Genomic DNA, 15,957 nt, shown 5'->3' on the forward strand with positions numbered 1-15,957 from the left:
GATCAACCACTGCTCGGTTCCCCCTCCTAGACTGCCTGTATCAGCCAGCGGCACCCGTGGTGGGGCCAGCGGCTTTGCGCAAGCGTCAAAGGACACCAGCATGCAACTGCAATTCCTCGGCGCGACCGATACGGTCACCGGCTCCAAGTACCTGCTCGATACCGGCCGTCACCAAGTCATGGTCGACTGCGGCTTGTTCCAGGGATACAAGACCCTGCGCCTGCGCAATTGGGACCCACTGCCGCTCGATCCGGCCAAGCTCGACGCCGTGGTGCTGACCCATGCCCACATCGACCACAGCGGGTATTTGCCCCTGCTGGTGCGCAACGGCTTCCGCGGCAGCGTGTATTGCACCATGGGCACCGCGCAGCTGTGCGGCATCCTGCTGCCAGACAGCGCCCACCTGGCGGAAGAAGACGCCGATTACGCGAACCGCAAGGGCTTTTCGCGTCACCGGCCCGCATTGCCTCTTTACACTGCCGCCGACGCTGCACGAGCAATGCGGCGGCTCCAGCCAATGGAATTCGGCAAGCGCTTCCAGGTGGTGCCCGGCGTAGAGGCCGAGTTTGCCCGGGCCGGACATATCATCGGGGCAGCGATCGTCACGTTGTTCGTCGACGGCAAGCGCATCGTCTTCTCCGGCGACCTCGGGCGGCAGCAAGACATCGTCATGCGCGCGCCGGAGATGGTGCGTCAGGCGGATTACCTGCTGGTGGAGTCCACCTATGGCGACCGGCGGCATCCGGATGACGACCCGCTGGATGTGCTCGGCGAGATAGTCAGCCGGACAATTGGCCGCGGCGGCAGCTTGATCATCCCCGCTTTCGCGGTGGGGCGCACGCAGAGCTTGCTGTACTGCCTGCACCGCCTGCGCGAGCTCAAGCGAATCCCCGACGTGCCGGTGTACCTCAACAGCCCGATGGCCATCGACGCGACCATGATTTTCTCGCTGCATCCGGAAGAGCTGCGCATCAGCCGCGAAGAGTGCGCCGCAGCCTGCAATCTCGCCACCCCGGTGCAAAGCATGGAGCAGTCGATCTGGCTGAACCACGACCGAAGTCCCAAGATCATCCTGGCTGGCAGCGGCATGGCTACCGGTGGTCGTGTGGTCCACCATCTTGCCGCCTACGGCCCGGACCCTCGCAACACCATCCTGCTTTCCGGCTTCCAGGCGGCGGGTACGCGCGGCGCAGCGCTGGCCGCAGGGCGGCGCGACATCCGCGTCCATGGCAAGGACATCGCCGTGCATGCGTCGGTGGAGCAGGTGGAGAACCTGTCCGCACATGCCGATGCCGCGGAACTCATGACCTGGCTTGGCGGCTTTCACCAGCCGCCGCGGCGTACGTTTGTCGTGCACGGCGAGCCACAGGCAAGCGATGCGCTGCGCCAGAACATCGAGCGCGATCTGCGCTGGGCGGTCACCATGCCGGAATATCGGCGGTCCTACCCGCTCGATTGATCCAGCCCGGCGCCTGTCATGTGCATCTTTAGGCACGTCTGACAAACCGGAATCACGTTATGGACTTTAGAACCATCCTCGTCGACCTCAGCGAAGATTCTGCCCGGTCGGCACGCATTGAAACGGCGGCACGGGTTGCCGCGAAATTCGGCGGCAGCGTGGTCGGACTGACTGCAACTGGAACAAACCTGGAGCCGTGTCGCGGGGCGGGCGAAGAAGCCGGGCAATACGTGGCGCTTGCCGCCAGCCAGCTGCACAAACTGGTTGCCGGTCACAAGGAAGCCCTCGACACGCTGACCAGGCAAGTGTCGCCGGACATTCCCACCCGGCACATCATTATCGACGCCGAATCCGGCTGGGCGCTTGCCGACGAGGGCCGTTTCGCCGATCTCATCCTGCCCGCGCCGCCGTCGGCGGATGCCGATGTGCCGGCGCTGCTGGCCGGGGTTGCGGAGTATGCGATGCTCAATGCCGGCCGGCCCATCTTGCTGGTGCCGGGCGCGGCCGGCCCGCGCTTTGGTCGCCATGTCGCCATCGCATGGAACGGCGGCAGAGAGGCCGCGCGGGCGGTAGCGGACGCATTGCCGTGGCTCGCGCATGCCAGTGCTGTTTCCGTCCTGGTGGTCAGCCCAGACAAGTATGGTGGTGCCATTGGGGAAGAGGCCTACCGTGACAGCGGGAACCGGCTGACAGCGTGGCTGGCCAGCCATGGCATCAATGCCGATCTGGTTTTCGGGGAGGGCGACCCCGACCACGTTCTGCCGCAACTTGCTTGCAAGGTACAGGCCGACCTGCTGGTCGCCGGCGGCTATGGCCGTTCCCGGCTTAAGGAGCTTGTGCTGGGCGGCACCACCCGCGCCCTACTGCGCCAGGCAGCGTTTCCAGTCTTTATGTCGCACTGAGGTGCGATTACTGCCAGTCGGACCTGGCAGTGCGTTAGCGGAGGCCGTGCCGGGGGCGCCGTTTGGCTAGCACTTTGCCGGGCAAGCCAAACGTCGGGTTGCCGACATCGCCGAGCTGATTCCTGAGCTAGTCTCTAAAACGGCTTCCCACAACAGCGGCTCGGCTGCCGAAGCGCCGAAGAAGCACGAGAATCCAGCCTTGGAACACGCCGGCTCAGGTGCTGAGCGGATTGAGCTTTGGCTTGCAGGACCGTGTCGTCGCTCTATATTCTATTCAGAAGTGATTAAGAAGCCCGGAATCGGCCAGACATTGCGCGTTGCGTGACTAACCCATTCGCCCCCAAAGACAAGGCTCAGCTGTTATCGTTCGAGAGCCCGCGCTCCTATGCTATCGATATGGCGATTGGCAGTGGCGCGGTCGTCCTCTTCGTAGTGCTTGCCTTCGTTTTGCAGGCTACCGTCGAACGGCACCGGGGGCTTTTGGCGCCGTTGGTGCCGCTATTGGGGGGGGGCATCGGGCTCGTTGTTGGTCTCTATTGGATCAGGCTGAGAAGGCTCAGGCGCGTCTCGGGGGGCAGCCGTCAACGACTGGAAGAAAGCGAAGCGCGTTTGGCGGATATCATTCGCTCGTCCATGGAAGCGATCATTACCGTGGACAGCGACCAGCGCGTCGTGCTGTTCAATCCGACGGCCGAAGCCTTGTTTGGCTGGCCAGCGGCGCAGGCGATTGGCCGCCCACTGGGCGATTTCATTCCTGAGCGCTTCCGCGCCGCCCACGCGGAGCATGTGCGCCGGTTTGGGATTACTGGCGTTTCGGAGCGCCAGATGGGGTCTCAACGCCTGGCGCTCTACGCTATGCGGCGGGATGGCAGCGAATTTCCGGTCGAAGCGTCCATCTCGCAAACTGTTCACGGCGCCACCAAGCTGTACGCCGTGATGTTGCGCGACATTACCGAGCGCGTCCGTGCTCAGGAGGCCATGCAGCGCAGTCTTCAACGCGTGAGGGAAAGCGAGGCGCGCCTCGCTGGGATCATCCGTTCCTCCATGGAGGCGATCATCATTGTGGACAGCGACCAGCGCGTCGTGCTGTTCAATCCGATGGCCGAAACCTTGTTTGGCTGGCCGGCGGAGCAGGCGATCGGGCGCCCACTGGGCGACTTCATTCCTGAGCGCTTCCGCGCCGCCCACGCGGAGCATGTGCGCCGGTTTGGGATTACCGGTGTATCGGAGCGCCAGATGGGGCGTCAACGCCTGGCGCTCTACGCCATGCGGCGGAACGGCAGCGAGTTTGCGATCGAGGCCTCTATTTCGCAAACGGTCGACGGTGGCGGCAAGCTGTATACAGTGATGTTGCGCGACATTACTGAGCGCGTCAGTGCCGAAGAGGCCCTACGAAGCTCGCGCGAGGAATTGCAGCAGCTTTCCGACAGTATCCTCGCCACTCGCGAAGAGGAGAAGCGCCGCATCGCGCGCGAACTCCATGACGACCTGGGTCAGCGCCTGAGCGCGCTGAAGATGGACTTAGCCATGCTTGGCACGGACGTGGAGGAGTGTAAGCCCACCGTTGGCCTGCTGGACGAGATCGCAGGCATGAACGCGGTCATTGACGACACGGTGGCCTCTGTCCGCCGTATCGCTAGCGCTCTGCGGCCCGCGCTGCTGGACGACCTGGGTATGCTGCCCGCCATTGAGTGGCTGGCGAACGATTTTGCCAACCGGTATGGTCTGGCGGTGACGGTGGACGGTGTCGACGTCGATGTCCCGGAGCAGACGGCGACCGCGCTGTTTCGCATCGTGCAGGAGGCACTGAGCAACGTCGTTCGCCACGCTAACGCGACCAGCGTGCAGATCCACCTGGTGTGTGACGACGACCGGGTTGGCCTGCGAGTACAGGACAATGGTGCAGGCTGGGACATGAAGCCACACGCCAACGAGCCGCGCAAGTCGCTGGGGCTGTTGGGCATCCGGGAGCGGTCTCGTCTGCTCGGGGGCGCCGTATCGATCGAAAGTGCTCCCGGGAAGGGCTTTTGCTTGAGGGTAGATATCCCCCCGCAACGGAACGCCGGCCTGGGAGGGCCTTGAAATGCTCCAAAGCAACACGATTCTAGGGGAGATCCCCCACGCTTGACAAACTGCCGCCCGGATGAACGCCATAAAGCGCCCGGCAAATCACTCGCGTGGCCGGGCGTTGGCACCACTGCGAAAGGTAGGGCCGCGGCGTCATATCGACAGCACTTTAGGTGACTCATGGATGAGCATCCAATTGCGATCGAGCTTGCGTCGTGCCAACAGTGCCCGGCGCTGGCGGCTTGCCAGCCATCGTGGGGCATCGGGCACATGGCGGGATTGCCTTCTCCGGCACAGACTCTATAGTCCATTGGCATGTTAACGGCAATGAGAGCCTGCTGCCGGCCAACCGGTTCGATGGGAAAGGGAAAATCGCTGAAGGTTCCGTCGCGGCGATGCGCTCTGCGGAACTCGTGGGAAGAGGGGCCTTCCGCGTGATTGTTTTCTTCTCACATGAACAGGGAGACCATGCATGACACGCGTGATGATTGCGGACGACCACGCCGTCGTGCGAGACGGCTTAAGGCACATCCTGGAACGGGCGGGGTCGTTTCAGGTGGTTGCCGAAGCGGCTGACGGTGCGCAAGTACCAAGAATGGTGAGGGAATGCAGTCCGCAGGTCTTGCTCCTTGATCTGTCCATGCCTGGCAGGAGCGGTCTGGAGTTGATCCGCCTACTACGCACCGAAGCCCCGGCCTTGCGCATCCTCGTGTTGACGATGCATGCGGAAGAGCAATATATCGTCCGTGCGTTCCAGGCCGGAGCGGCAGGCTACCTGACCAAGGAAAGCGCGGCCACGGAGCTGGTGTCCGCCATCGGACAGGTAGCGCGGGGTGGTACCTATGTGAGTCAGGGAATTGCAGCAAAACTGGCAAGCGGCCTGAAGGATCAGAGCGATGACTTGCCCCACCTGCGGCTGTCGGACCGCGAGCTGGAAGTGTACCGGCGGCTGGTGCTGGGCGAGCCCATCACGGCGATCGCCATGGCACTGTGTGTCAGCGCCAAGACCGTTAGCACTTACAAGATGCGCCTCATGGAAAAGATGCAAATGCCCAATGAGGCCATGCTGCTGCGGTATGCTATGCGGAACCATCTGTTCGACGACGACGCCGACCTGTAGCAGTCGCGTGTAGTTGAACTCGCCCTGGCATTATGATGTTGAGGCGGTCCCTAGCCCGGTCAGCGCCAAGCGCAGCGCGTCTAGTTCCAGCGTCCTGTCAAAGCAGTAGCTCGCGCCTGCCCGCAGGCAAGCGCGCCGCAGCGGCAGGCTGAGGGCGTCGCTCAGCACGATCACGATGGCATCTGGGATGGCTGACCTGAGTATCCTCACCTCTTGGATCGCGCCGCCACTTGCGGTGCGCAAGCCGATCACGACAACGTCGGGGCGATGACGCATGAGTCTAGTCAGCTCCATGATGGCGCTAGCGCCCGACCCTGCAATTCGTATGCGAGGCAATCGTGCGAAGATGCCAAGCTGCCTGCTTCGGATCGCATTCGCATGCTCGAGCAGGTACACAGTGAGGACCTTGGGTTGGATACTGTCTGGCATGTGGCCAGTATGACCGCCGCCTATTTGGCACAATATAGGAGGCGGCTGAGAGTGGCGTCAGGGCGGCAGAAGGCCGTGTCAGTAATCCCTGACAGCTCGCAGCAATGTCCATTGATCCGGGTTGGATGGCGGCTCGGATTTTCAGGGAAGTCAATGTACCTGCGCCGCGAGACGTCAGCTTGCGCGGCCTAGGTCTTGCCTAGGACCCCGCCCAGCTTAATTGCTGCCGCCACAAGAGCCACCGCGCCGACCGTGATCGCCAGTTCCAGCACCCCCGCACTGACGGATGTGGCCGTGTCTTGATGTAGCCCAAGATCGCGCCCTCCTGCGCACCTACTCTGGATGACATCACCGGCGCAACCGATGCCTGTCGGCGACCGGCTTGTCTTAGGAGATTCCCATGCGCGCGATGGCGCTTGCCGCCTGCCTGCTCTGTGCGGGTCCATTCATTGCCATCCCCGCGGGCGCTGCTTCGGTGGAGTCGCCCGTGGTTCCGGCGGCGCCGGCGGTTCATAACATGAATGGCATCGACTACGTCTCCGGCGGAATCGGGGTGGACCAGGTAGCAGCCATGCGCAGCATTGCCGGCCGCTTCAACGTTCATCTGCACTTTGTGAACGAAGTCGATGGCAGCAGCTTGTCTGACGTCACCGTGACCCTGTTCGATGCGCGGCGCGAGATAGTGCTGCTAGTGATGAGTGAAGGGCCGCTGCTGTACCTGCGCCTGCCGCCAGGCGACTATCGCGCGCTGGTCCGCTCCGCAGGCGCGATCGAATGCCGCTCCGTGCGCGTGCGCCCGGATGGCACCGGACCGTCGTTGATGCTGCGCCTGCCAGGGGATTTCCCTGTCGCGCCGGCGCAGACTGGGACCCAGCGCCACGCGCTGCGGCGCGCGCAGGGCGTTGGCACCGGTGGCTGCTACCGAGGCGGGTGAAGGGAGAGCCTGCGATGCCTTGGTATGCTGACCGATATCTTGCTTCAATGAAGCGGCTGCCGCCGGCAGTGCGCGGAAAGGCGATCGAAATTGCCAACGCCTTGCTCGCCGGCGGCCATGACGAAGGCATGGCAATTCGCGTTGGCATTGCCGGCGCGCGGCGGTAGGCGCGCAGGCATCCGGATCACCTGGCGGGTACGCCGCCACCCGGCCAGGACCGGGATCCCTGGGGACCAATGGCTATGAGGCAGGCGTCCAGCGCATCGTGCGGGACACGCCGCCCTTAGCCGGCACCACCAGCGTCTGCTCGCGCTCCTTGCCATCCGCGCTGGCGACGACGCGATAGCGGCCTGGCGGCAGCTGGACGAACAGGAACGGACCATCGGACACGGCCGCGAAGCGCTGTTTGCCGCGGCTGTCATAGATATACGTGTCGACACCAGCGAGGTATTGACCGCCGCTTCCGGTGAAAGTGAGCCGCAGGCTGTAGTCGCCGCTGGCCTTGCGCAGGTAAGCCGCCTCGTCCTGGCCGACACCCCCTGTCAGGTAGCGAACGCCATCGGCGTCCTTGGGCGCCGGCATGCCATCCGCAGCGGTCGCTCCCGCCGCGCGCGGACTGCAGTCCATGCCGTAGCGGCTGCCAAAGCGGTCGTTCATCCCCATACGCCGGTTGCCAGACCCGCCGTGGCGCAGCGTGACGCCGCGCTCGCTGGCGCGCGTCGCGATCAGGTCGTGAGTGCGCTGCATGATCGCCTGGCGCTCCTGCGCGGACGTGGCGCTGCGCAGTCTTGCGCAAATGTCGGCACGCTCCGCCTCGGTGAGCAGGTCTGCGCCGCGGACTGCCTCGCGGGGCCGTGGCGGCGCGGCCGGCGACGTATCGGGCTGGGCAAGCGCCGGCGCAGTGCCGGCACAGAGGAGGGCCGCCAGCAGCAGGGCCCGGCAGCCAGGGATACGTTGAAGATTCATGGTAGGACAGCTCCCCACGGGTTGATGAAAGGAGTGGAGCTGCCGCCGCCGTCTGCCGCAGGTGCCGCTTGCAGGCAGCGAGCAGCCTGCTCGCCTGCTACCAGCGTAGACCGGCAGCCGCGCGCGCCGATTGCGATGCCGCAACCCTAAGCGAGAACGCCGGCATCCTCTTCGCCGAGCGCAAGGTGCAGGTTGACGCCATCGACGCCGGCCGCGGTGCTGGTCCTGAAGCCGCAGGCGCGCGCCAGAGTCAGCATGGGCCGGTTGTCATGCATGGTGCAGCCCACCAGCGCGCCGATGCGCTTTGCGCGCGCATAGCGGATCATCTTCTCGAGCAGCAGCTTTCCCAGTCCTTGCCCCTTGCAGTCCGAGCGCACGGCGATGCCGAACTCCGCCTGGAGATTGTCCGGATCGGCAACGGCCCGGACCTCCCCGAGGATGGAGGTCTGGCCACACGCATCGGTAGTCGTCGCGATGAACGCCATCTCACGCGTGTAGTCGATCTGCGTGAGCCTTGCCAACTGGCTGTGTTCCGGCTCGCGGAACGTGCAGAAGTAGCGTGCATGGACATCTTCCGGCGTCAGCTGGCGGAAGTAAGCCTGGTAGGCTGCTTCGTCGGCGGGGCGCACGGGCCGCAGCACAATGGTGCGGCCGTCCTGCTCGACGCGTTCCTCCAGCGCTTCCGGATAGGGTTGGATGGCCAGCCGCGGGCGCGTGCCCGGCGCCGGCGCCCTGATGGCGATGCGGGCATCGAGCGCGATGACGCCTGTCGCGCTCGCCAGCAGAGGATTGATATCAAGCTCGGCGATCTCGGGAATATCGCAGACCAGGCGTGATACCTGTACCAGTACCTGGAGCAAGCCGTCCCCGTCGACACCCGGGTGTCCGTGCCAGCCTTCCAGCAGGCGCCCGATGCGGGTGCGCGACACCAGGTCTTGCGCGAGCAGCGCGTCGAGCGGCGGCAGCGCAACCGCATGGTCGCCGATGCGTTCGGTGTTGACGCCGCCATGGCCGAATAGCAAGACGGGGCCGAACACGGGATCGGTGGCGGCGCCGACGATTAGCTCGAAGCCATCGCCGTGCCCGACCATCGGCTGGACGGTAAAGCCTTCCACCCGTGCCTCCGGGGCTTGCTGCCAGATCCGCTCGAGCATGGCGCTGCCGGCGCTGCGCACCGCGGCGGCGTCGGCGAGGTCCAGTGCAACGCCGCCCGCGGCAGACTTGTGCGTGATGTCCGGGGACAGGATCTTGAGCGCGACCGGATAGCCTATCCGTGTGGCCTGGTCGACAGCCTCATCGACGCTTGCCGCGGTCCGGGTCGCGACCACGGGGACGCCATAGGCGGCCAGCGCGGCTTTGGCCTCCGGCTCGGTCAGCAACGCCCTGCCGGCGCGCAGGGCATTGCCGATGATCGTGCGTACCTGGTTCTTGTCAGCCGGCGTGTACATGCCGTCTGCGGGCGGCGTGCGCATCAGCAACTGCTGGTTCCTGTGGTATTCGCAGGCCTGCAGGAAGCCGCGCACTGCCCGCTCCGGGGTGTCGAAGGTCGGTACGCCGGCATGTTGGCACAAGCGGCGTGCCTGCTGCACGGCATCCGCCCCGAGCCATGCTGTCAGCAGCGGCTTGCCGCCGGACGGCGCGCCGACGAGCGCGGCCGCGATCTCGGCGGCCGGCACGATGGCCGTGGGTGCATGGATCATCAATACAGCGTCAACCTCGGGCGCCTCGCACAGGATGGCGTAGGCCTGCAGGTAGCGCTTGACGGGCGCGTCGCCGATGATGTCGATTGGATTCGCGCGCGGCCAGGTGGCGGGCAGCACGGTGTCCAGCCGGGTCAGGGTCTGGTCTGACAGGCGCGCCAGGGTCCCGCCGGCATCCGCCAGCGCATCCGTCGCCATCACGCCGGCGCCGCCGCCATTGGTCAGGATGGCGAGGCGCTCGCCACGCAGCCCGCGCATGCGGGCAAGCATCTCGACGGCGTCGAACAGACTCTCGGTGCTGTCCACGCGCAGCATGCCGGCACGACGGATGGCGGCGTCGTAGACGTCGTCGGCACCCGCCATGGCGCCGGTATGGGACGCGGCGGCGCGTGCCGCCTGCGCCGAGCGCCCGCCCTTGACGACCAGCACCGGCTTGTTGCGGGCGGCGGCGCGCGCCGCGGACATGAACCTGGCGCCGTGGCGGATCGCTTCGACGTAGAGCAGGATGGCCTGCGTCCCGGCGTCGCTGGCCAGGTAGTCGAGTACGTCGGCCGCGTCCACATCGGCACTGTTGCCCAGCGAGATGAAATGGGAAAAGCCGATCTGCCGCGAGCGCGACCAGTCCAGCACGGCGGTGGCCAGCGCGCCGGATTGCGTGGCGAATGCCAGCTTGCCTTGCCGGGCCGTGCCGGGTGCGAAGCTGGCATTGAGGCCGATCCCCGAAGCGATCAGCCCGACGCAGTTCGGCCCGAGAATCCTGAGCAGATGGGGCCGCGCAGCGTCGAGCATGGCTTGCCGCAAGGCGCCTCCGGCGCTGTCCTCGGGCCCCTCGAAGCCGGCGGTCAGCACGATGGCCGCGCGCGTGCCGGCGGCGCCGAGCTCGGCGATGAGAACCGGGATGGTGGGTGCGGGCGTGCACAGCACCGCCAGGTCCGGCGCCGCCGGCAACGCGCCGACGCGCGCGTAACAGGGTTGGCCCGCCAGCGTCGCATACTTCGGGTTGACCAGGTACAGCTGGCCGGTGAAGGCGCCCGCGGACAGGTTCGCCAGCACGGTTGCCCCCACGCTATGCGGCCGCAGCGTCGCGCCGATGAGCGCGACCGAGCGCGGACGGAACAGGGCATCGAGGTTACGAACTGTCATGGCTGGCTCTCCTGGCAACTGCCGGCACCACCTGCGTCCCGGGCCCAGTCGGGAGGTCAGAGATTCACTTGAATGATGTTCGACACTTCGGTGACCCCCGGCGCTGCCCAGGCGGCTTCGGAGGCGGCCTCGCGCTCGGCCCAGCTGCGCAGGCTGCCTCGGAGCGTCACCACACCGTCCTTGACGTCGACGGTGACATGGGTCGCGTCGTTTACCGCCTGGCGCTCGATCGCCTTGGCGATTCGTTCCTTCACGTCGCCAGGTGCGATCGCTGGTTGAACCGCGATCGCGTTGGCTACGCTAACCACGCCGTATAGCCCCGCCACCGCGCGCTCGGCGGCCAGGCGCTGGTAGTTCCAGTCGACCGTGCCGGTCAGCGTGACGCAGCTGTCCTCGACCATCACCTGGATGCGATCCGCGGGTAGCACCGAGGTCCACGCCAGGATGTTGCTCGCGGCGCGTGCGATGTCGGCATCGGTGCGCTGCGCGTCATCGGGCAGGCGCACGTCGATTTCGACGGCCAGGCCCCTCACGCCGGGCACACGCCTGACGGCGTCCTCAGCGGCATACTTGGCAGCATGGCTGCTGAGATGGCCGGTCAGCGTGACCACACCGTCCGTGACCTGCACGCCGATCTCGGCGGCATCGACGGCCGGGTCCCAGGCCAGTTCCTCGACTACATGCTGCTTGAGCTGGATATCGCCTTTCATGTCGTTGTCTCCTGTTTGCATGGCGCCCTCGGGCGCGATGGCGGCGCGTGCCGCCTGCTCCGTGCGTGCCGGCGCGCCTCGCGCTATCGGCATTCGACCGCGTTTTCAGTTGGCGTCACGGCCGCGTTTCCAGCTGATCGATGACGGCCGAGATACCCGGCGCAGACCATACGGCACCGATGGCCGCGCGGCGATCGGCCAGGGAGCCGACGCGGCCGGTCAGCGTGGCGGTGCCGTTCTCGACCGTGACGCTGATATGGTGGGCCTCACGCAGGGCATGGCGTCGCAGCGCCTCTTCGATGCGCTGTTCCACATCGGGGGGCGCGGTCTTCTCATTCATCCGGATGTTGTTGACGACACCGATTACGCCGCGCAACTGGCTGACCGTGCGTTCGGCCAGCCTACGCTGGTAGCCCCAGTCGACGTTTCCCGACAGCGTGATCCAGCCCTGCTCAACGCGAACCTTGATAGCGTCCGCGGGTACATGCACGTGCCATTGCAGCGCGTCCCGGGCCGCCTCGGCAATGGCTTCGTCCATGAAGGCTCCGGGGGGATGCACGTCCAGCTTGATGACAACCGCGCGCACGCCGGAAACACGTTCCACAGCGCGCTCGGCGGCGAGCTTCTCCGCATAGCTGGACAGGTGCCCGTTCAGCGTGACGATCCCCTCATGGACTTCGACGCCGATGGACGCCGCGTCAATCGCCGGATCCCAGTCGAGTTCGTCGGTGACATCCTTCTGGATCTGATGATCGGTTTTCATGCTTTACCTCTGTACGAGTCCGGCGCCGAACGCGGCACCGGGTGTGAAGTCAATAGGCGGAATGGTGGTCAAGTGGACGACCGAGGCGGCGCGCTGCTGGAACGCTCTCGCTCCTGCTCCTTGCGCACGAGCGAAAACAGCATGCCCCAGTCGGTTGCGAGGGCGGCGAACAGGTCATCGAGCGCAATCACTCCGGTCACTGCCTCGCCGTCCAGCACCGCCAGGCGTCGTACGCCGTGCGTCAGCATCAACTGCATTGCATCGGCGACGACGGCATCCCGTTGGATCGCCACGAGGCCGCGCGTCATCACCTCGACCACGTCAGTCTGGCATGGGTCCGCACCGGTAGCTGTCGCACCGATGACGATGTCCCGGTCCGTGACCATGCCGACCGCGCGCGTCCCGGCCGGTGAGTTCTCTGTCACGATCAGCGCACCGACGTGGCGGTCCCGCATCTGGACGGCAGCTTCCTGCAGGGTGCAGGACAGCGGGACATGCACGGCTTTCGCTGAGCAGATATCCTGGACTAGCATCCCGGTCTCCTTTTCGGCGCACTCGCCTAACGTACGGGAATGCGTTGCTGGGTCGAGCTTTCCTTCTTGGGCAGCACCAGGCGCAGCACGCCGTCCTGGAAGCTGGCATCGATCTTTTCCGTGTCAATGTTGCCATCCAGCGTAAAGGCGCGCTGCATCGAGCCGCTGTAGCGCTCCTGGCGGATCACGCGGTCGCCTTCCTTCTCCTCGGAAGCCTTCTCGAGCTTGGCGGAGATCATCACCGTTCCGCGATCGACGCTGACGTTGATGTCTTCCTTTTTCACGCCTGGCAGGTCGGCGGTAATGGTGAAGCTGGTGTCGGACTCGGCCACGTCGACCTTGAACGCCAGCTCGGTACCTGGCGCAATCCGCCAGTTGCGCAACATGCTCTGCAGCATGTCGCCGAGCGGTTCGATCGAGAACGGGTCGTAGCGCCTGATGTTGCTCATCTTGGTCTCCTGGGATGACGGCGCGCGATGCGCACCGGATGCTTCTTACTTTGGCAAGCGGGGGCGATTGTGGTTTGCTTTGCATCAAGCGCCGGCGCAATGCCTACCAATGCGCCGCTTGTGCGCCCCGAATAGCGGGATTGCGTCACTTGTGCCGCACCGCTCGGACGCATGCGGCAGGGCGCGTCAGGTAAGCCTGACAAGCCCTGCTGCATTCCTGACAGTCAACTCAGCGCAGCCTTCTAGGCGCGCAAGCGCTGCCGGCCAATACTTCGGTCAAACACATAGACATGGCGCCACACAACGCTGCGGTCCGCCAGAAACGATGGGACGAGCGAGGGTCGGGACGAGGGAAAGGGCCTGCGGGCCGGAGACAACCATGTTTGACTTGCACACTGAGGATGACGCCGCCTGTGGCGCGACCGAGATGTTCGTCGTGTTCGAAAGGCGCCACGAGACCCAGGCCGCGCCGCAGGCGCCGGGCGATGCACGGGCGCGATGCACGAACTGCATGCTGGGGAACCTCTGTATGGCCGCCAGCCTCGAGGCCGGCGACATGGCCCGCCTGGACTCCGTCGTGCAGGGCTGGCGTTCGGTCAAGCAGGGCGAACGGCTGTACCGCGCCGGCGATCCGTTCCGCAGCCTCTATGCGGTCCGCGCCGGCTCGTTCAAGACCGTGGTGGCGCCGGAGCGGGGCAAAGAGATCATCTCCGGCTTCTACATGGCGGGGGACACCATCGGCATGGACGGCGTCTGCCAGGAAATCCATAACTGCGATGCGATTGCCCTGGAAGACAGCGTGGTTTGCGTGATCCCGTTCCACCTGCTCGAGGCGCTTTGCCGCGAGATCAAGCCGCTGCAACGCCAGTTGCACAAGATGTTCAGTGCCGAGATCGTCAGGGAATCGCGCCAGATGATGCTGTTGGGCAACCTGTCCGCCGAGCAGCGCGTGGCGGCGTTCCTGTTGAGCGTCTCGGCACGCTACCGCGAACGCGGCTATTCGGCCACGTCGTTTGTGCTGCGTATGACGCGTGAGGACATCGGCAGCTTCCTCGGCGTGACCCTGGAAACCGTGAGCCGGGCCTTATCCCGGTTCCAGCAGGAAGGCCTGCTCACCGTGCAGGGCAAGTCCATCGAGCTGCTCAACCTGGATGCCCTGGATGCTCGCTAGCAGCGTCATACTCGGCAAGGCATGATGTGAACGATCCCAGTTCTGATCCCGGAATTCCCGGCCGGCTCGGCGATGGCGTGGCCGCCGCCGCGTCCCGCGAAGTCGGGACGCTGGTGTTCCGGCCGCTCGAGATCGATACCTGGCAGGAGCATGTCATCTACATGCATCCGGATTGCCCCGTCTGCCGCGCCGAGGGCTTTTCCGCGCAGGCGCGCGTGCGCGTGCAAATCGGCGACAGGTCATTGATCGCCACGCTGACGCTGCTGGGCGCGCCGCTGTTGGCCATGGGCGAAGCGAGCCTATCGGTGAGCGCGGCACGCACGCTGGCGGCACGCGCCGGCGATGTCGTGCATGTCACCCATGCGCCGGCGCTGGAGTCGGTGCGGGCACTACGTGCCAAGATCTATGGCTGCCACCTGGACAGCGCCCAACTGGACGGCATCATCGGCGACATCAGCGCAGGGCGATACGCGGACGTGCATATTGCGGCATTCCTTACCGCTTGCGCGGACGGTCGCATGAGCCTGCGCGAGACCGTCGACCTGACCCGGGCCATGGTTCGGTCCGGAGAGCGCCTGTGCTGGGACCGCGAGGTGGTTGCGGACAAGCATTGCGTCGGCGGGTTGCCGGGCAATCGCACCACGCCGATCGTCGTGGCCATCGCGGCGGCGGCAGGCCTGGTGCTGCCCAAGACCTCGTCACGCGCGATCACTTCGCCCGCCGGCACCGCCGATACGATGGAAACCCTGACTCGCGTGACCCTGGACGCGACGGAACTGCGGCGCGTGGTGGAGCAGGTTGGAGCGGCGCTGGTGTGGGGCGGCGCGCTGAGCCTGAGTCCCGCGGACGACGTGCTGATCCGCGTGGAGCGCGCCCTGGATATCGACAGCGATGCGCAGCTGGTAGCGTCAATCCTGTCGAAGAAGGTTGCGGCCGGCTCCACCCACGTGCTGATCGACGTGCCGGTGGGGCCGACGGCGAAGATCCGCGAAGACAGCGAACTGGAACGCCTGCAGAGCGCCATGACCAAAGTCGCGAACGCTTTCGGGCTGAAGATCCGGATCCTGCGCACCGACGGCTCGCAGCCGGTGGGGCGGGGCGTCGGGCCTGCGCTCGAGGCGCTCGACGTGCTGGCAGTGCTGCAGGGCCAGCCGACGGCGCCCGCCGACCTGCGCGAGCGCTCGCTGCTGCTGGCGGGGGAGCTGCTGGAGTTCTGCGGCGCGATGCCGGAAGGACAGGGATGGCAGCAGGCCGGCAGCCTGCTCGACAGCGGTGCGGCCTGGGCCCGGTTCCAGGCGATCTGTGAAGCGCAAGGCGGGCTGCGCACCCCGGGGCAGGCGGTGTTCCGGCGCGACCTGGTGGCGGCAAGTAGCGGCATCGTGACCGCCATCGACAACCGTCACATCGCGCGCGCGGCGAAGCTGGCCGGAGCGCCGCGCCGGCAGGTGGCGGGGCTGGAGCTGCATGTCCGCACCGGCGACGAGGTCGCAGCCGGCACACCGCTCTGCACGCTGCACGCCCAGGCGTCCGGCGAACTGGAATATGCGTTCAGCTACGCGCTGGCGCATGACCCATTCGGCATTCAATAGCCCGCCGGCCCGTTCGCCTTCG

14 protein-coding genes are annotated in these 15,957 nt (G+C 65.8%); 7 read left to right on the forward strand and 7 right to left on the reverse strand.

The window, feature by feature from the left end:
- Positions 1 to 100 precede the first annotated feature (100 nt).
- The 4 genes from KB879_RS37690 (at position 101) to KB879_RS37705 (ending at position 5,548) form a co-directional block, all read left to right on the forward strand.
- Complete coding sequence (locus KB879_RS37690) at positions 101 to 1,459, forward strand: MBL fold metallo-hydrolase RNA specificity domain-containing protein (RefSeq protein WP_211982959.1); 1,359 nt, start codon at positions 101 to 103, stop codon at positions 1,457 to 1,459.
- Between the two features lie 59 nt (positions 1,460 to 1,518).
- On the forward strand, positions 1,519 to 2,361 hold the full coding sequence (locus KB879_RS37695; protein ID WP_211982961.1) for a universal stress protein: 843 nt from the start codon (positions 1,519 to 1,521) through the stop codon (positions 2,359 to 2,361).
- 321 nt (positions 2,362 to 2,682) lie between these two features.
- Entirely contained in the window at positions 2,683 to 4,443 is a 1,761-nt protein-coding gene (locus KB879_RS40670) for a PAS domain S-box protein (protein ID WP_371827439.1), read from the forward strand.
- A gap of 457 nt (positions 4,444 to 4,900) precedes the next feature.
- Positions 4,901 to 5,548, forward strand: coding sequence for a response regulator transcription factor (locus tag KB879_RS37705; protein WP_211982963.1), 648 nt, complete (start codon positions 4,901 to 4,903; stop codon positions 5,546 to 5,548).
- Positions 5,549 to 5,578: 30 nt separating this feature from the next.
- Here the strand turns inward: KB879_RS37705 and KB879_RS39995 are convergent, their stop codons facing one another.
- Positions 5,579 to 5,824: a DNA-binding response regulator gene (locus tag KB879_RS39995; RefSeq protein WP_228772452.1), complete on the reverse strand. Its 246-nt coding sequence runs from the start codon at positions 5,822 to 5,824 to the stop codon at positions 5,579 to 5,581.
- Positions 5,825 to 6,377: 553 nt separating this feature from the next.
- Here KB879_RS39995 and KB879_RS37715 point away from each other — a divergent pair.
- Positions 6,378 to 6,911 (forward strand): hypothetical protein, encoded by a 534-nt coding sequence (locus tag KB879_RS37715; protein WP_211982965.1) that lies wholly within the window; start codon positions 6,378 to 6,380, stop codon positions 6,909 to 6,911.
- A gap of 240 nt (positions 6,912 to 7,151) precedes the next feature.
- Here the strand turns inward: KB879_RS37715 and KB879_RS37720 are convergent, their stop codons facing one another.
- From KB879_RS37720 to KB879_RS37745, 6 genes are all read right to left on the reverse strand, one after another.
- Entirely contained in the window at positions 7,152 to 7,877 is a 726-nt protein-coding gene (locus KB879_RS37720) for a carboxypeptidase-like regulatory domain-containing protein (RefSeq protein WP_211982968.1), read from the reverse strand.
- A 146-nt stretch (positions 7,878 to 8,023) separates the two neighbouring features.
- On the reverse strand, positions 8,024 to 10,720 hold the full coding sequence (locus tag KB879_RS37725) for a bifunctional acetate--CoA ligase family protein/GNAT family N-acetyltransferase (protein ID WP_211982970.1): 2,697 nt from the start codon (positions 10,718 to 10,720) through the stop codon (positions 8,024 to 8,026).
- A gap of 56 nt (positions 10,721 to 10,776) precedes the next feature.
- A complete protein-coding gene (locus KB879_RS37730) occupies positions 10,777 to 11,430 on the reverse strand; it encodes a BON domain-containing protein (RefSeq protein WP_211982972.1) in 654 nt (217 codons plus the stop codon).
- A 115-nt stretch (positions 11,431 to 11,545) separates the two neighbouring features.
- Positions 11,546 to 12,193, reverse strand: coding sequence for a BON domain-containing protein (locus tag KB879_RS37735; RefSeq protein WP_153954472.1), 648 nt, complete (start codon positions 12,191 to 12,193; stop codon positions 11,546 to 11,548).
- 68 nt (positions 12,194 to 12,261) lie between these two features.
- Positions 12,262 to 12,726: a cyclic nucleotide-binding/CBS domain-containing protein gene (locus KB879_RS37740; protein ID WP_153954473.1), complete on the reverse strand. Its 465-nt coding sequence runs from the start codon at positions 12,724 to 12,726 to the stop codon at positions 12,262 to 12,264.
- A gap of 26 nt (positions 12,727 to 12,752) precedes the next feature.
- Positions 12,753 to 13,175, reverse strand: a complete 423-nt coding sequence (locus tag KB879_RS37745) for an Hsp20/alpha crystallin family protein (protein ID WP_153954474.1) — start codon at positions 13,173 to 13,175, stop codon at positions 12,753 to 12,755.
- A gap of 379 nt (positions 13,176 to 13,554) precedes the next feature.
- Here KB879_RS37745 and KB879_RS37750 point away from each other — a divergent pair, with 379 nt between their 5' ends.
- On the forward strand, positions 13,555 to 14,346 hold the full coding sequence (locus KB879_RS37750; RefSeq protein ID WP_211982974.1) for a helix-turn-helix domain-containing protein: 792 nt from the start codon (positions 13,555 to 13,557) through the stop codon (positions 14,344 to 14,346).
- Positions 14,347 to 14,507: 161 nt separating this feature from the next.
- Positions 14,508 to 15,935, forward strand: coding sequence for a thymidine phosphorylase family protein (locus tag KB879_RS37755; RefSeq protein ID WP_249221553.1), 1,428 nt, complete (start codon positions 14,508 to 14,510; stop codon positions 15,933 to 15,935).
- Positions 15,936 to 15,957: the final 22 nt, after the last annotated feature.

This window comes from Cupriavidus sp. KK10 (assembly GCF_018223725.1).
GTDB classification, from domain to species: Bacteria; Pseudomonadota; Gammaproteobacteria; order Burkholderiales; family Burkholderiaceae; genus Cupriavidus; species Cupriavidus necator.

Excerpts from the sequence above, each read along its gene's own strand:
- KB879_RS37755 (WP_249221553.1), top strand. The coding sequence starts at position 14,508 with ATGCATCCGGATTGCCCCGTCTGCCGCGCCGAGGGCTTTTCCGCGCAG.
- KB879_RS39995 (WP_228772452.1), bottom strand. The coding sequence starts at position 5,824 with ATGCGTCATCGCCCCGACGTTGTCGTGATCGGCTTGCGCACCGCAAGT.
- KB879_RS37725 (WP_211982970.1), bottom strand. The coding sequence starts at position 10,720 with ATGACAGTTCGTAACCTCGATGCCCTGTTCCGTCCGCGCTCGGTCGCG.
- KB879_RS37695 (WP_211982961.1), top strand. The coding sequence starts at position 1,519 with ATGGACTTTAGAACCATCCTCGTCGACCTCAGCGAAGATTCTGCCCGG.
- KB879_RS37730 (WP_211982972.1), bottom strand. The coding sequence starts at position 11,430 with ATGAAAGGCGATATCCAGCTCAAGCAGCATGTAGTCGAGGAACTGGCC.
- KB879_RS37740 (WP_153954473.1), bottom strand. The coding sequence starts at position 12,726 with ATGCTAGTCCAGGATATCTGCTCAGCGAAAGCCGTGCATGTCCCGCTG.
- KB879_RS37690 (WP_211982959.1), top strand. The coding sequence starts at position 101 with ATGCAACTGCAATTCCTCGGCGCGACCGATACGGTCACCGGCTCCAAG.
- KB879_RS37705 (WP_211982963.1), top strand. The coding sequence starts at position 4,901 with ATGACACGCGTGATGATTGCGGACGACCACGCCGTCGTGCGAGACGGC.
- KB879_RS37735 (WP_153954472.1), bottom strand. The coding sequence starts at position 12,193 with ATGAAAACCGATCATCAGATCCAGAAGGATGTCACCGACGAACTCGAC.
- KB879_RS37715 (WP_211982965.1), top strand. The coding sequence starts at position 6,378 with ATGCGCGCGATGGCGCTTGCCGCCTGCCTGCTCTGTGCGGGTCCATTC.
- KB879_RS37720 (WP_211982968.1), bottom strand. The coding sequence starts at position 7,877 with ATGAATCTTCAACGTATCCCTGGCTGCCGGGCCCTGCTGCTGGCGGCC.
- KB879_RS37750 (WP_211982974.1), top strand. The coding sequence starts at position 13,555 with ATGTTTGACTTGCACACTGAGGATGACGCCGCCTGTGGCGCGACCGAG.
- KB879_RS37745 (WP_153954474.1), bottom strand. The coding sequence starts at position 13,175 with ATGAGCAACATCAGGCGCTACGACCCGTTCTCGATCGAACCGCTCGGC.